Consider the following 16138-nt stretch of genomic DNA (forward strand, 5'->3'; position numbering starts at 1 on the left):
ATCATTTACTTCACATCCTCAAAGAATGGCTGAAGCGCTTCTTTTGGCACAGGTTTCGTTACTAGACTAACAACAATAAATGAGACTAAACTGACCATGACTCCAGGTATAACCTCATTAATCCCCAACGGATTACCTGCTAAATACCAGAACAATGCTGTGAAGAAGCCGCCGATCATCGAAACAATGGCTCCCACAGCTGTACCTCTTTTCCAGTTAAGGCCAAGAATCACCGTTGCAAAGAAAAAGCTCGCTGTTAAGGATGCCTGGAGAATGACTATGAATTGGACAATGTCCAACTGTCTTAACGCCAAGAAAATAGGGATAATTCCTAGTATTAGTACCGCAATTCGGTTTACCTTCATTTTTTCACTGTCACTGGCGTTAGGCTTGATCATCGTGGCATAGAAATCATGTGAAAACGCGGAAGCAGATACCATCATAATGCCGGAAACTGTACTCATTATCGCTGAGAGAATTGCTAAAATAATCAAGGACCCCACCACTGGCGGAAGTATATTTATGGCCATGATGGTAGAAGCAATATCAGGTGTAGGCATATATGGGAAGAGTGCTCGAATGGCCATGCCTGCTGCTGCTACAGAAATACCAACAACTGCTTGGAACATAAATGAAAAGCCGATTGCTAATTTAACGGTCTTCCTATCCTTTAATGTATACATTCTTGCTAACTCATATGGCGCTGCAGCCATTGCAAACCCAAAGGCTGCACCAAAACCAAGCAACTCCTTAAAACCGAAATGCCAGCTTAACATATTAGGACTAAATTCGGCTAAGAAATTCCCGACAAACTCTGTTCCACCTGCTTGATTAAAGAGCAATGGAATGGCAGCAAAAAAGCAGCCGGCCATAATAATCGCCTGAACGAAATCACTATAAGCTGTAGCTCTCATTCCGCCAATCATCGTATAAAGTAAAGTGATCCCAACGGTTATGATCGCTCCCCAGATGAACGGAATTCCGAATAGTGTCTGAAAAATATTTCCTCCTGCTTGGTACTGTGCAGTTAGGTAAACGGTATATGCTACTAATATTAAAAGCGCTGATATTCCCCGAGCCGCTTTACTATTAAATCTAGTACCTACGTAGTCCGGTACCGTTAACCCTTTAAAAGATTGAAACTTAGGGCCGACCAGGGTAGCTGCAATTAACCAGCCGAACCAAAGTCCAGCCCAAATCCAAAGGAAGCTCCCGCCAGTTAAGTAATGTATACCAAGTGTTCCTACAAATGTACCTGCACTCATTTGTGTAGCTGCAAATGCGGCACCACCCACTAATGGCCCAATGGATCTTCCTGCTACCAAGAAATCCTCTGTTCCTTTGTTCTTTGTTCCCGACCAGATTCCGATACCAAGAATGACGGCAAAATATAAAACCAACACCACATAAAACGTTGTACTTACTTCAAACATTCACAATCCCCTCCTTTTATTTATTTTTTTCACTTTTAACAGCCCATAGGAAATACCCAGCAATCCAAACAATGGTATAGAGGACAAAAAAGGTAAAGGGAGCACCTAGATTAAACATTTACTACTTCACCACCCTTACTTTTTCTTTCACCAATAATCCAAGCCAAAATAATTCCCAAGATGACAGCCAATCCGAAAATGGTATATAGATTTGAAGTTTTAAATAACCCTGCAGGCGATGAACCTGTTTCAAGATTTACGTAACTTGGAATGTTCATCATATCCTCTTTGACCATCCCCGAATCTCCAGAATCAATGATAGGAAATGATTCATGCAGATATTTCCCTTTTGGGAGATTGACATTTAATGAGACTACATTACCATCTCCAGCTGTATTAACTGCCGGTACGACAAATGGGATTTTCTCATTTTTTGTATCTGTAAATTGATAACTTACTGTATACGTAAATTCTCCTTTACTGCCTTCAGGTAGAGATACTAGTACTCTATTAACAGAATTTCCTTCGTTTAACTCATAGGTAAGCTCTTGATCCTCTCCATTAATCACTAAATCTTCAAAATGCGCACCCCCGATTTTGGTTACGATATGCTCTAATGTTCCCTCAGGGATTGCTTCGGAGTTGGCAATCGTTATTTTTTCCGTTACTTTGATAACATCTTCATACATAACTTCAAGGTTGGCGCTTTTTAAAACCGGCGCTGCTTCTTCTGCCGAAACGGTATTAATTGAAAGCAGCATCACGCTAAATAGCAACATGATTATTCTTTTCATTTCACTTTCCCCCTTCATTTCGCTTTTGATGGTTTCAAGCATCCTAGTATCTTTCCTTGACACCATATTCTGTTAGTTATGAATTATCTGGAAACAAATTCTAAATAATTAAATATTAATTTCTTTCTCTGATTCTATGACTTGATGATTTTCAAGCTCACCGAAACTGAACATAATTCGAATCAGACAAGCAATAAAACTGACAATCCAGATTATTTGGAAACTTCCGAACAAATCATATAGCATACCAAACACATATCCAGAAATCGCTGATCCTAATTGACCAACCGTGTTCATGATACTAATAAGCGATCCCGCGCTACTAATATGTACCATTTCAGTGGCGAGAGTCAGCATCGGGGCTAAAGACCATGAAATAGCGATGCCAATCACAAAAGCTGTACAATATATCGCCGTGTCGTTTAGGAATATCAACCATAAACAACATCCTGCCGCTAAGATAGAACCGATGATGAGAGTAGACTTTCTTTGCCCTGCTATATCAGAAAGTTTACCTGAAAGAGGGGCTCCGATGATTTGTGCGATCATCATAATCGCCATGATCAGACCGGTCTCTTGCTTCGTATATCCCATAGCTGCTTCCAAATAGGTGGGCATCCAAGCCAGAATGCCATAAAGTCCAAATAAGCCAAAAAAGGAAATTCCCAAAAGACGGTGGATTTTTTTATCTTTGAACAAATTCAAAAAAACCCTAGGCTGGACTTCATTCTTTTCCTGTATTTCTGTTGTATTTTTACCCATTGGCACCTTTAGGAATAGCAGCAATGTTGGCAAAAGGAGAATAGATAACATAAGAAATAATGTGTTCCATTCTACATAGATTGATAGAATCGGAAAAACAGTTAAAGTTAATAACGATCCAGCAGCTGCGGCACCCTCTAGTACGCCAATGCTTAATCCCCGTTTTTCTCTAGGGCTATGGATTGAAATTAGTTTTATAGCTGGAGAAAAGATCATGGCTGCAGAAGCCCCCATAATAAACCTTAAAATAAGGGCAAGATAAAGTGAATGCGTCATTGAAAAGATTATCGATGAAATCATCATTAAAGACAATCCTAGAACGACTAACGATACAGGAGAATATCGGTCTGCCAGAGTTCCTGCAGGGATTTGGAAAATGGCGTATCCAAGCAAAAAGGAAGATAAAAGCCCTCCTACTTCAGTAAATCCTACATGATATATATCTTTTAGATCGACCAGAAAAGGAACGACTTCCATTCGATGAGATAGAGCTAAAAAATGAATAAAACTGACGAAACAGACCATGAACCATTGAAATTTATTCATGATACTACTCCTCCATAATCTCATCGAAAATATCTTCCATGCCGAATCCAATACCCTTAGGTATATCCATCACTCCCTTAATCTCTACCACTCCAAAAGGGTCATCCTTTAAATAATAAGGACCAACCATTTCATGTGAGTAATTCCCAGGCAAAATAGTGGAAAGATGGAGACTTGCATTGGTTCCAAGCAGAGTATCCCATGGACTAATTAACACACATTGAAGACCTATTGCTTCTGAAAACTGTGCGATTTGAACAGCTGGTGTGATACCGCCGCATTTGATTAGCTTAATACCGATCAGGTCGATGGCTTCCTTTTTTGCAAGCTCATACACATCCTTTAACGTATGGGCACTCTCGTCGGCCATGATAGGAATAGATGTTGCACTTCTAATTTGTCTTAATCCATCATGATTCCATCCGGGGACCGGTTGTTCAATGTAATCAATCTTATATGGTTCGATTTCTTTAATCACCTGGATGGCCGTTTTTACTTTATATCCCTGATTTGCATCAATTCTTAAATGAATGGCTGGACCTATTGCCTGCCGAATTTGAGAAATGGCTTCAATATCTTTTCGAAAGTCGCTGCCAATTTTAATTTTCAGCGTATTAAAACCAGCTTCCGCCATTTCTTTTGCAGCTCTTGCCATTTCCTCCGGGAATTCATCCCCTAATACGTAGGCCACCCTGACAGGCTGTTTCCTCTCACCACCTAAAAGCTCATATACGGGAGTTTTCAACCTTTTTCCTTGAACATCCCATAAAGCCATATCAATAGCAGACTTTGCACCAGTAGCATTCCCGAGAATGATTCCCATTGAATGATGTATTTCTCTTACCGAATAAACCGGTTTTCCAATAATGGCAGGGCCAAGTTTTTTTTCCACTAACTCCTTCATTGTTTCAACAGTCTCTCCAGTGAAAAAAGGTAATTCGGATGCTTCCCCAAGACCTGTCAATCCTGTGTTGGTGGTGATTCGAACTATAAGATGGGATTGATATGGAGGCATTTTCCCATATGTCATTTTAAAAGGGATCTTAAAAGGTGTTCGTACGATTTTTGCCTCTACCTTTGTAATGTACAAAAAGCTCCCTCCTTCCTTAAAAATGGAAAATGCAAAATCATGATCTTTTACTTTGGTGCATTAGGTTGTGTTTGGGTTGATTAGACTTTTCAACACGAACCTTTCTCTTAAATATGGGTATTCCATTATTGGACGATTTTGTTTTTCTTCACAAGCAAGCCTTTAGAAGAAGTAACTGTTCCAGTTGAAATTTTCGGCGGTGTAAGATAGGCAAGCTTGGAGTGTGATAGCCCTGCTCCAACCAATGCTTCCGCCATCTTTAATGAGGTTTTGCCAGGATTGATAACAGGCACACCTAGTACATTAGACATTTCTTCTGCAACATTAAGGAAGCCCATTGACATACAGCCTAATACCAACGTATCTGCCCGGTCTTCATGAATCGCTTTCTTCCCCTCTTCGACTAGCTTTTGGATCGTTCTTTCACGATTGTTGGCAAGTTCGAGAACAGGTGTATTTATGGCACGTACGGAAGCTAGCTTCTTACCAACCCCTGCTTTTTCCACTAGGTGATGCAGTGGATTAATAATACTATTTGTAACGGTTATGATTGAAAACTGGTAACCACACATTGCCGCTGTCATTACACCCGCTTCACCTGGTCCCACTACCACCATTTTTTCCGTTACTTCTCTAACAGCATCTAAACCTGGGTCTCCATAACAACCTAAAATGGCTGCATCATACCCTTTTTTCTCCATCTCCAACATAAGATCTACAGTATTTGGTATACTTAGGTATTCCTCATAAAGAGATTCAATGGATGCGGGGCCTTCATCTACATCGACGATATCAACATGTGTACCAGGCGCTGCATAGGAGCGCAGGATTTCTAATCTTCTCTCCATTTCTTGAAGTCCTGGTTCCGTCCTACTTATCGGTCCTGGCAGTACATAAACTATTTTCATAGTCATTCCTCCTTTATTCGTTCTCGTTAGTAATACCTGCAAGTTCTATGCCAGTTTTAGGCATCAAGTTTGATTGGCATAAAAATCGCATTGTAATTTAATGAACCGTAGAAATACAAAGGTTGTGAAGCATGATGAAACAAGATCTCAATTTCTATATCAAGGAAAAAACAAGCCAATTCTGGAAGACCACTATTGCACTAAGTTTCGGTTCTTTCCTCTTATTTTCAAATTTACATTTTACACAGCCGTACTTCCCTTAAATCCAGAGAATTTGAAGTTTTCTCCTGCAATGGCAAGTTTTTAACTGTTTCCCTTGTAACATTGTCATTGAGTTTGTTTTAACTATTAGCTGGCCCCTTTTTCTAACCATATCGGCCGAAAAAACTTAATGTCTTTCGGGCTATTGTCATCATCTTTATTTTCACTTGCGATCTTTTTTGTTTCGGACTTCTGGTACCTTCTAATTGCACGAACACTCAAGCGGTCACATTAGCTTGTTTACCGTCTATTGCTTATGCCACAGAAGAGTTTGAAAAAAGAGCTACAGGAGTTGCAAACGGGCTTTATATTAGCGGAAACACCATTGGGAGAATGGGCAGGAGAATCATCGGTGGATTCACGTCTGATTTATGGGGATGGCGATACACCTATCTAACAATGGGGGTGATAGGTATTTTCTGTTTTCTGTTATTTGTTTTTTATTTACCTACATCAAAACATCCCCCAACTCTTTGGTGCTTAAGGAAGTTTTAGGGCATCTTAATATCCATCTAAAGAATTACGAACTAAGATCGGCGTATTATATTGCTTGAATCATCTTTTTTATTTTCATAGTGGTGTTTAATTATTTATCCTACCATCTACACGGGGCACCTTATCATTTCTCTTCCAGCATAATCGGTCTATTATTTCTATCCTACCTTGCTGGAACATTTAGCTCGACATTTCCGGGAAACTGGATGCCGTTATGAGTATTCCTAATCGGATGTGTGCAGGTCTCCTCATTATATTAGTAGGTGTTTTGCTAACGTTTTTTAGTTTGCTTTTAATGATTATAATCGGTCTTATGATTGTCTGTTTTTGGTTTTTTCTTCGTACATGCAGTTGCAACAAACTGGGGAAGTATCCTGGCGAAAGAGGCAAAAGGAAGTGCCTCCCCTCTCTACTTATTTTTTTATTATGCAGGAGGAAGCCTGGGGAGTTATGTCTTAGGGAGTGTTTAGGGTGGTATGTGATTGTAACGGTAACCATCTTGTTACTATTGGCGGGTTTAAAAATAATCCTTGGAATGGTCGCCGTACAAAATAATGAAAAGTTAAAAATAACTTTGTAAATAGGGAGAAATGGGTCGACCATTCTCCCTTTTTATATCAATATTTACTTATTTATTTGCTCAACGGCGAGATTAACGGTCCGGATTGCTTCTAACAGGGCATAGTTTACTTTATTGAGATTGCGTTTTAATCCAGTTAGAACTAAATGATATTGATGACTTCCTACCTCTAAGTCTGCTAATTTCTCACAATTCGCTAGTAACGGGATTGGAGGCTGCTTTAATGCTGTATCATGGTTGAATTTGTCCCCTTTTACATAATTAAGGGGAACTAAAATATTGGAAAGTTGTTTTAATGTTTTGTTAGCATGAGTAACTTGTGTGTCTGTAAGTGTCGCTAGCAAACTGCCAAACAGTGTTATGTTATTTTTCAATTTCTCGATCCGGTTATTTGTAATACTAAAATTAAGGCGGCCATTTACTTTGCTTTTATAGTCCTTCAGGCATGTTTCCAATTCTTCGACCGCTGCCAATTGGTTAATAGGCAAAATTTCAGTAGTACATGCTTCATACACGATAGATAAATATATTTTGCAATCACGGGCAAGATTTTCTGGAGAAATCTTGTCAAGTTTATCTTCTGTTGTATGCCACCACCAGCCAAATCCGCCGGCTTTTCCTGCTCCAAATAATTGAGAAAATGCTTCTGATGCTGGATTATTGGACTGAGGCTGTTCAGATAACCCCATAAAAAGTGACGGAACACCGGGGCCCCAGAATGATTGATCCCCCGCTCTGCCAAATCGCGATCCTTCAAACTCATCTCCAATTAGTTCCTTAATAGACCGTTTTGCAAGATGCCTAGTCTCTGCCATACAATTAGCCTCTGTTAATATCGTCGCTCCTTTGCCGCCAACTGAATCAATATTAATATGAAGAACACAATTTTCGTGAAGGTCTTCCCAATATTCATCACAATACAAAGCAGAACCTGCATAACGGCCATGCGAGTGGCCTGACCAGAAGGCAAGCCTTAAGCCGCGACTAAGATTGTCTTTATATAGGGCAAGTATTCGTGCAACTTCCAACATCGTTGCATTTGCTGTTCCATTATCCATTACCCCATAATGCCATGAATCAATATGACCGCTAAATAATACAAAATGATTATTCTCGTCACTACCTGGAATCTCAGCAGTTAAAGTGGGAATTTTTCTCCATCCAGTATCAACCTTAGCTTTTAGCCACCCTTGACAATTGGGGAAATTTTTTACAATACCTTTCATCTTTTGTCCGTCATGAAAATTGACTGATACAACTGGAATCTTTGGCAAATTGCCATAAGTATGAGGTGTTGGGCTTCCCCATACTGGTGAAACGATCATCTCATGTGTATATTCAGCATTTATAAAGATAATTGCTTTTGCTCCTGCTTGCTGAGCCTGAAGTACCGCTCCTGGAATAGCGAGACCATCCAGCAGGACTATTTTTCCGCTAACTGGATTTTTTTGATAGTCTACACTTACTGACTTACCTGAATACACAATTTCTGCTTCTAACCCTGTGTCATCAGTAGAAACGGCCATTGAATGGGTAATGGCAGGAAAGCTTTTACCGTTAAGCTTTAGCTCTGTTTTTCCTGGAAGACTAATGTAAGCATCATTTAACGTTAACTCTGTTGTTAAGCCAAATTCTTCAAGCTTTGATTTTACATAATAAAAGGCACGTAGTTCTTCTTCAGTTCCTGATAGACGAATTTCTGAAGCAACGTTTTGAGTATATTCCATTAATAGATTCTGATTTACTTCCACAAGCATTTGGCTTTTAATAGATTCTAAATTGACCTTCATCAAAAATCCCCCTATTGGTTAATTTGCTAATCCCTTAATCAATAAAGCTAATAATGCACTTCTTTTCGGCATTTGAGAAATAATGATATGTTCATTAAGAGCATGTGCCCCGCCACCAACCGCACCTAAACCATCCAGGGTTGGAGCAAACGGTGCTGTAAAGTTTCCGTCACTTCCTCCACCTGTTTCTTTCTCTTCCAATTCAAAACCCAGATTTTCCTGGGCCACTTTCTTTGCCTTGTTAAAAAGTGAAATAACTTGATCTGTTCTTTCAAATGGAGGTCGATTAATGCCGCCGGCTACACTAACTTCAACACCAGCGGTACTTGGCTTAAGATTTATGATGATTGGTATGATCCGGTCAAATTCCGCTTTCGTTTTTACTCGTAAATCGATATCTGCTTCCGCTTCTGCTGCAATCACATTCACTGTTGTTCCACCTGTGATTTTGCCTACATTGATGGTGGTACCTTTGCTATAATCAGTTAATTCATATAAATAAGTTACTTGTTTACTTAATTCAAGAATAGCGCTTATTCCTTTTTCAGGTTCCACTCCGGCATGGGCTGCTCTACCTTTAACATTTAGTTTAAATATTCCTACACCTTTTCTAGCAGTCTTTAATGCGCCATGCCTCGATATTGCTGGTTCTAATACCAACACGTATTTACTTTTTTTTGCTTCTTCTTCTATTAGTTTTTGAGAGGATGGGCTTCCCAACTCTTCATCAGATGTACATAGAAAAACGACCTTTTTGTTTAATTTTGCATTTGTATCTTTTAGTGCTTGCAGTGCATATAACCCCTGTACAATACCTGCTTTCATATCAAAGACTCCTGGTCCATAGGCAATATCACCTTTAATTTTATAAGGGATTTTTTCTATAATATCCCCTTTTTGCCAAACAGTATCATAGTGTGCCAAGAGCATAATTTGTTCGTTGCCATGTCCAAATTCCCCTCTGACATGATTACCGTAAAGCTCATTTTGAATAATGGATGATTTCCCGGAAGTTAATTCTTCAAATAATTCAGCAATGAAAATCGCCAGTTCATCTGCTAATTCTTTATCACGAGTAGGTGATTCTTTTTCTACTATTTGTTTTAAAGTCTCAAGCATCTGTGCTTGATTTCCCTTTAGAATTTCGAAGAACTCGTTCATAGTAGCCCCCTTTTCTGATTCTAATTATCGAGAAGATTGTGAACCAACTCCCCAATCATAGCTCTGCTTAAAGATTTCCAAAATCAAAGAAGACTCTACCGATTCAATACCATCGATTGGGCTAATGCCATTCTTCATAACCCCATAAAGTTCCTCATTCGAGGACGTAATTACTTCCACATATAAGTCATAGACACCTGTTGCGGCTGCTACAAAGCGGATCTCTGGGATCTCAACTAGTTTTTTTATAACATAGTCTAATTTCTGGTGACGCACCTTCATTCCAAAGATGGTCACACTAGGACTTCCTGTCTTAAATGGGTTGACTACACCTACAATTTTAAGAATTTGGTTTTCTATAAGTCTTTGAACTCTGTTTCTTACGGTACCGACAGTAATACCTAGTTCCTCTGAAATGTCAGTATAGGAAGTTCTACCATCCGTTTGTAACCTTTTAATGATGTTGATATCTAGTTCATCCAAATTTAGCGGGACTTCTTCAACCTGTTTCACGGAACTCATTCTCCTTTAAAAATTCAAAATTTTCATTTAACCACATAATAAATTATAAATTTTTCAATTTCAATTATTATTTTTTTATTTTTTTCAAAAAAAAAAAAAAAAAAAAAAAAAAAAAAAACCAATTATTATTTTTTTTTTTTTTTAAAAAAAAAAAAAAAAAAAAAAAAAAAAAAACAGCTCTAAAATCTAGAGCCGATTTACGTTTTCACTATTTAGCTTTCTTGCCCGAAGTACATGGCATTTGTTGTTTCTCTACGTTTTTCCCTGTCCGTATTTTAAAGTATCGATTCCTACCATCATGTTTATACCCCCCTACCCGATCCGACCAAATATTCTCGTTTAACAGATTGTGGTATTAGGTCAATAAAGTAAACACAATTTTTTAGATTTATTTCACCTACCGCGCGCTTACGCTTGGTGGCCTCTTCCTTCAAGGACAGAATGCATTCTGTCCTTGAAGGAAGAGGAAAAGTTGAATTTTGGCTTAATTCGCAATCTTATTAAAGTACATACGTTCGTATTCGGGTGGAGAAAAATAACCATTTGCAGAGTGTATTCTTTTTGAGTTATAGAATATCTCGATATATTCATAGATTTCCTTTTTCGCTTGTTTTCTAGTCTTGTATTTAGTCAAATAAATTCGTTCTTTCTTCAATACACTGTGAAAAGATTCAATACAAGCGTTGTCGTAACATTTTCCTTTTCTGCTCATGCTTACATCGATCTTGTAGGCGGCTAATTGCTTTTGGTAATCTTTCGAACAATATTGGCGTCCACAGTCTGAATGATGAAGAACAGATCCGAGCGGCAGTTGCTGGCGATTATAAGCCCGGTCCAAGGCGTTGATAACCAAGTCTTTTGTCATTATTTTATCGACGGACCAGCCTACAATTTTACGGGAAAACAAATCCATTACACTCGCCAGATAAAGCCATCCTTCTGATGTGGGAACATAAGTGATATCAGCCACCCACACTTTATTTGGCTCATCAACTTTAAACTCTTGATTGAGCTTGTTGGATAGGCTACACTTAGTTGGACAGAATTTTTAAGGTCAAGTAGACTACAAATAATACATTTGAGGAGAATCTACATGGCCAAAAGAGAACGCCGAACATTTACTGAAGATTTCAAGCAACAGATCGTGCAGCTGTACCAAAATGGAAAACCAAGAAAAGAGATTATTCGTGAGTATGACCTTACTCCTTCATCTTTAGATAAGTGGGTGAGTCAGAGTCAAAAGTCAGGTTCTTTTAAGGAGAAAGACAATTTAACAGATGAGCAAAAAGAATTGATGGAACTCCGAAAAAGAAATATGCAGCTAGAAATGGAAAATGACATTTTAAAGCAAGCCGCGCTGATACTAGGACGAAAGTAAATGTAATCAAGAATAACCAACACAAATACTCGATATCAGCAATGTGCAAAGTCCTACAACTCCCTAGAATTGTCTATTATTATGAAGTAAAAGAAAGAATTGCAGAGGATCCCGTTGTCTCTGATGTAGCGTCAAAACTATGGACACGTAAAATCAAAGTAGAATTAAAAAAGCGCGGTCTGATCGTTTCCAGGCGAAGAATCGGGCGCATAATGCAGGTACAGGGCCTTGTTTCTTCCTATACAATTACTCAATTTAAACCGCATGCGAAATCCTGTAATGAATCAGAACAGAAGAATGAACTTAATCGTGCGTTTACCCAGGAACAAGAAATGACCGCAATCGTAAGCGATTTAACATACGTAAGGGTTAATCAAAAATGGAACTACGTATGTGTCTTTGTCGATCTCTTTAATCGAGAAATCATCGGTTTTAGTACAGGGCCAAATAAAGATGCATTACTCGTTTATCGTGCAATAGCTTCTATTAAGGTCGATCTTAATAAAATACAGCTATTCCATACCGATCGTGGAAATGAGTTTAAAAACAAATTGATTGATGATGCTTTGAAAACATTTACTATCCAACGATCCTTAAGTATAAAGGGCTGCCCATATGATAATGCAGTAGCCGAAGCAACATTTAAAATCATCAAAACAGAGTTTGTGAAAGGAAGACATTTTAATAGTTTAGTAGAATTAACAAGGGAATTACAAGACTATGTTCACTGGTTTAATAACATACGAATTCATGGAACCCTTGGATATGAAAGCCCAATTGATTACAAGCATAGACACCTTAAAAAAATTGTCTAGTTTAGTGTAGACATACCATGTTTTAAATAGACTGGGAGTGTGTGTTTTGAGTTCGTCGTCGCTTTATATTTTTTTACAGTCTTTAATCGAAGATCCTCTTCTTTCATGATTCGAGCTACTGTTCTTTGACAAACCGGTATCCCTTTTTTCTCAAGGTCTTTCGCTATCTTCGGACTTCCAAATAGGATTTATGAACATGCTTAACCAGGGTCTTATGGCGTTTGGTTTTTTCACTTTCAGGGCGGTCCACCCATTTATGATATCCGCTTCGTGAAACATTCATAACGTTGCACATCTTCTCCACACGGAACTTGAAGCGATTCTCGAAGATAAATGAGAAAATTACCGATGGTCTTTCGCGAAGAAGTGCATAGCCTTTTTTAAGATGGCATTCTCCTCTTCCAAATCACGGAGACGTTTTTGCATGGCTTTTAATTGTTGGTTTTCCGTCATGTTTGGAAGGGCAGCTTCTATAAACTCTTCACCGTATTTCTTTTTCCAATTGTGAATAGTATTTGGGTTGATATCCAGATCCCTGGCCGTCTGGGCAACTGATTTGTTTTGTTCAATCATCATTTGGACTGTGCTTCTTTTGAAATCTTCATCAAATGTTTGTCTGCTCATTTGGACACCTCTTATTATTAGTTATTTTAATAATAAACTGTGTCTACTTTTGAGTCTAACATCATGGTGCCTTATTTGGTGGGAATGATTTTACTGCAGCTTGTCTCAATATGAATAGAGCAGATTCAGCCAAATCTATTATTCCTGAGTACGTTAAGTTAAACATAATGCCTAGTAGCCCATTCCAAATTATTAATGAACAAATTGTTGGAAAAGCGATTGTACAAGGATTGAGAAGAACCAAACTTTTAAAATACTCAAATGGAAGAGAATACTTAATGGGTTTAGGGGGAGAGATAGCCGGTTCTTGGCAGTCAGTCAAATGGTTATCTAAACATGCAGCTCCTCATGGATTAAATTATGTTTCTACTCCGCCAGATAGAATTTTATTTTCACTATTTGCAAGTGCTCAATCAATATTACAATCTTTATATAGTGATATTTGATAAATTAAAAACGTTTACGTTATATACAATAGCGTAAACGTTTTATCCTTCGAAAGGAAAATTAATTATGAATACAATAATAGCATTATTACCATTTGTGTGTGTGTTTGTATTTTTATTTATATTAAAACAAACGTCGTTGAAGTCAGGACTCCTATCTTACACTGCTACCTTATTTGTCATTTTGATTTACCCTAATTACCATATAGCCATAGAAGGAATCCTAAATGCTTCCATCAAAGGTTTTTTAATTTCTTTTGTAGCAGCTTATGTTTTGTTTTTTGGTATACTCTTTTTTCACTTAATTAATAATATTGGAGGGATTCAAACCATTGCTGCCTTTATTTCAGGTGCAACAAATGATCAGCTTTTACAAGTTATATTATTAGTCATGGGACTCTCCCCTCTTTTAGAATCAACGAGTGGTTTTGGAATAGCATTTATGATTGTAGCACCAATCTTAATTGCATTGGGGTTTACCCCTATTAAAGCAGCTTCTATCGGGCTTGTCAGTTTACTTGCGGTTCCATGGGGGGCTTTATCTACTGGAACTGTAATAGGTGCACAAATTGGAGGAATTCCTCTCAAGGAAGTAGGGACAGGAACCGCCATCATAAGTGTTCCTATATTTATATATTTTTTAGTAATTGCTATTTACTTAGCTGGAGGGAGAAAGGCAATAGGGCATAAATGGAAAGAAATTTTATCAATTTCAATTGTTTTTTCCCTTACTATGATTCTGTTTAATATTTTTGTAAGTGTAGAGCTAGCTGGTGTTCTTAGTTCCTTAGCTAGTAGTAGTATTGGTTTAATCATAATCAGGATAAAAAATTCTTCTCAACTTAAAATAACAAATAAAAGTATTGAGGAAACTTCTACATCTAAAAAAACTGACGAAAGTATTAGCCTCATTAAAGTTATGAGCCCCTACTTATTTTTGACTTTCTCAATTTTCGCTACAAGACTTATACCTTTATTTAAAGAATTTTTGGAATCAAACCTTGTCATTAATTTACCTACTTTTTCTTTTTCATTAGCTTTACTTTATTCGCCAGGGTTCTGGCTTTTTATTACATGTTTGTATACTATATTCATTTTTAGAATTTCTAAGAGTATAGTATGGATTTCTATTAAAACTACTATAAAACAATGGGTTCCTTTTGTAATTTCTACTACTGCATTTGTAGCTATTTCCCAACTAATGACAGCATCCAATATGACCGTTGTTATTGCTAACGCTGCTGGATTAATGTTTGGCACTATATTTATATATATATCTCCTTTTATTGGGGGAATAGGGGGCTTCCTTACAGGTAGTAACACAGGGTCAAATGCTATGTTTACCCAATTACAAGTTCAAACTGCCACTAAAACTGGCTTACCATTAAATTTAGTTGCTAGTATTCAAAATGCAAGTTCTTCTCACGCAACAATGGCTTGTCCTTCTAGGATAGCATTAGGAGCAACATTATGTGGAATTGAATCAGAAGAGAATAGTTTGTTAAAAAAGATGTCTTTAATTGTTATCGGGGCAATATTAATAATCATAATTATGACTCCAATTTTATTAATTTTTGGCGACTATTCTTAAAAAACCTAGGCTTAAATTTGTAATTCAGAGATTGTATTCCTCAAGACTAAAAAGACTAAGAGAACTATCTAGTTACCGAGCCTTGCCCTTCATGAAATCAAGCTATCCATAGAAAAAGCTATTGTGTAAAAATTTGAACAGTAGTTTATCTTGTTTGGATAGGCTAAACTTAGTTGGACAGAAAATCAAGGTCAAGTAGACTACAGATACCATACTAGAGGAGAATCTACAATGACTAAAAAGAACGCCGGACCTTTACTGAAGACTTTAAGAAACAGATGGTGCAGTTGTACCAACATGGAAAACCTAGAAAAGAAATAATTCGAGAGTATGATCTCACCACCCCTTCTTCACTAAGTGGGTCAAACAGAGTGAAACATCTGGTTCATTTAAAGAAAAGGACCAGATGTCAGATGAACAGAAAGAACTGTTTAAACTTCGAAAGAGAAATAAGCAATTGGAAATGGAGAATGATATTTTAAAGCTAGCCGCGCTGATACTAGGACGAAAGTAAATTAATCAAGAATAACCAGCACAAATACTTGATATCAGCAATGTGCAAAGTTCTGCAGATTCCAAGAAGCACTTATTACTACGAATCGAAAGAAAGGCCTTCGGAAGACGACATTACGTCTCACATCATTGGAATTTTCCAAAACAGCCGTCAGAATTACGGTACCCGATGTCCTTGAAGTAATAGGTATTCCTGAAGCGACGTATCATGATCACATCCAACAATGTAAGAAAGAAGATCCTGATCAAAAATGGAAAGATATCATTCAAGAATTGTTTAAAAAACATAAAGGACGATACGGATACCGCCGGATTCATTCAGAATTAAAAGCACAAGTTCATGTCATCAATCATAAAAAAGTGCAGCGTATTATGAGGGTGTTAGACTTAAAATGTGGAAAATTCACACGTAAAATTCCGTTATAATTC

General features: G+C 37.7%; 15 protein-coding genes and 2 pseudogenes. 6 read left to right on the top strand and 11 right to left on the bottom strand.

Features of this window, described 5'->3' with window-relative positions; all coding sequences use genetic code 11:
- Positions 1-5 precede the first annotated feature (5 nt).
- The 5 genes from BQ4305_RS02420 to BQ4305_RS02440 form a co-directional block, all read right to left on the bottom strand.
- The gene (locus tag BQ4305_RS02420) at positions 6-1433 is read right to left on the bottom strand and encodes a sodium:solute symporter family protein (protein ID WP_110926296.1); all 1428 of its coding nucleotides are present in this window, start codon (positions 1431-1433) and stop codon (positions 6-8) included.
- Between the two features lie 110 nt (positions 1434-1543).
- Positions 1544-2269: a hypothetical protein gene (locus BQ4305_RS02425; RefSeq protein ID WP_110926297.1), complete on the bottom strand. Its 726-nt coding sequence runs from the start codon at positions 2267-2269 to the stop codon at positions 1544-1546.
- Positions 2270-2335: 66 nt separating this feature from the next.
- Entirely contained in the window at positions 2336-3535 is a 1200-nt protein-coding gene (locus BQ4305_RS02430; RefSeq protein WP_199880520.1) for an MFS transporter, read from the bottom strand.
- Between the two features lie 4 nt (positions 3536-3539).
- On the bottom strand, positions 3540-4625 hold the full coding sequence (locus BQ4305_RS02435) for a mandelate racemase/muconate lactonizing enzyme family protein (RefSeq protein WP_110926299.1): 1086 nt from the start codon (positions 4623-4625) through the stop codon (positions 3540-3542).
- Between the two features lie 125 nt (positions 4626-4750).
- Positions 4751-5533 carry an aspartate/glutamate racemase family protein gene (locus tag BQ4305_RS02440; protein ID WP_110926300.1) on the bottom strand — a complete coding sequence of 261 codons (783 nt, stop codon included), beginning with the start codon at positions 5531-5533 and terminating at the stop codon, positions 4751-4753.
- 510 nt (positions 5534-6043) lie between these two features.
- Here BQ4305_RS02440 and BQ4305_RS22185 point away from each other — a divergent pair.
- Positions 6044-6289: an MFS transporter gene (locus BQ4305_RS22185; protein ID WP_407640129.1), complete on the top strand. Its 246-nt coding sequence runs from the start codon at positions 6044-6046 to the stop codon at positions 6287-6289.
- A gap of 624 nt (positions 6290-6913) precedes the next feature.
- On the opposite strand, the gene BQ4305_RS02455 is transcribed toward BQ4305_RS22185, so the two are convergent.
- The 4 genes and pseudogenes from BQ4305_RS02455 to BQ4305_RS02470 all read right to left on the bottom strand — a co-directional run.
- Entirely contained in the window at positions 6914-8659 is a 1746-nt protein-coding gene (locus tag BQ4305_RS02455; protein ID WP_110926303.1) for a M28 family metallopeptidase, read from the bottom strand.
- Between the two features lie 18 nt (positions 8660-8677).
- Positions 8678-9820: a M20 family metallopeptidase gene (locus BQ4305_RS02460; RefSeq protein ID WP_110926304.1), complete on the bottom strand. Its 1143-nt coding sequence runs from the start codon at positions 9818-9820 to the stop codon at positions 8678-8680.
- 24 nt (positions 9821-9844) lie between these two features.
- Positions 9845-10333 carry an Lrp/AsnC family transcriptional regulator gene (locus BQ4305_RS02465; RefSeq protein ID WP_199880521.1) on the bottom strand — a complete coding sequence of 163 codons (489 nt, stop codon included), beginning with the start codon at positions 10331-10333 and terminating at the stop codon, positions 9845-9847.
- A 493-nt stretch (positions 10334-10826) separates the two neighbouring features.
- Positions 10827-11360: pseudogene (locus tag BQ4305_RS02470) on the bottom strand (IS3 family transposase); the annotation flags it as partial.
- A gap of 75 nt (positions 11361-11435) precedes the next feature.
- On the opposite strand from BQ4305_RS02470, the gene BQ4305_RS02475 reads away from it, so the two are divergent.
- Positions 11436-12535 (top strand): IS3 family transposase gene (locus BQ4305_RS02475; protein WP_110926307.1). Its coding sequence is split into 2 segments (ribosomal slippage): positions 11436-11685 and positions 11685-12535, totalling 1101 coding nucleotides; the frame shifts between segments, so codons are not numbered across the junction.
- Here the strand turns inward: BQ4305_RS02475 and BQ4305_RS22190 are convergent.
- Entirely contained in the window at positions 12532-12723 is a 192-nt protein-coding gene (locus BQ4305_RS22190) for an IS3 family transposase (protein ID WP_110926308.1), read from the bottom strand. The genes BQ4305_RS02475 and BQ4305_RS22190 overlap by 4 nt on opposite strands.
- Before the next feature lie 154 nt (positions 12724-12877).
- Positions 12878-13159 (bottom strand): transposase, encoded by a 282-nt coding sequence (locus BQ4305_RS02485; protein ID WP_110926309.1) that lies wholly within the window; start codon positions 13157-13159, stop codon positions 12878-12880.
- Positions 13160-13269: 110 nt separating this feature from the next.
- On the opposite strand from BQ4305_RS02485, the gene BQ4305_RS02490 reads away from it, so the two are divergent.
- The 4 genes and pseudogenes from BQ4305_RS02490 to BQ4305_RS02505 all read left to right on the top strand — a co-directional run bounded on the left by BQ4305_RS02490 (position 13270) and on the right by BQ4305_RS02505 (position 16135).
- Positions 13270-13605 (top strand): hypothetical protein, encoded by a 336-nt coding sequence (locus BQ4305_RS02490; RefSeq protein ID WP_110926310.1) that lies wholly within the window; start codon positions 13270-13272, stop codon positions 13603-13605.
- A 67-nt stretch (positions 13606-13672) separates the two neighbouring features.
- The gene (locus BQ4305_RS02495; protein ID WP_110926311.1) at positions 13673-15196 is read left to right on the top strand and encodes an L-lactate permease; all 1524 of its coding nucleotides are present in this window, start codon (positions 13673-13675) and stop codon (positions 15194-15196) included.
- A 278-nt stretch (positions 15197-15474) separates the two neighbouring features.
- Positions 15475-15879: pseudogene (locus BQ4305_RS22195) on the top strand (IS3 family transposase); the annotation flags it as partial.
- The gene (locus tag BQ4305_RS02505; protein WP_199880522.1) at positions 15839-16135 is read left to right on the top strand and encodes an IS3 family transposase; all 297 of its coding nucleotides are present in this window, start codon (positions 15839-15841) and stop codon (positions 16133-16135) included. The pseudogene BQ4305_RS22195 and the gene BQ4305_RS02505, both read left to right, overlap by 41 nt.
- Positions 16136-16138: the final 3 nt, after the last annotated feature.

The sequence above is a fragment of the Bacillus massiliglaciei genome (assembly GCF_900098925.1).
Lineage (GTDB): Bacteria > Bacillota > Bacilli > Bacillales > DSM-1321 > Peribacillus > Peribacillus massiliglaciei.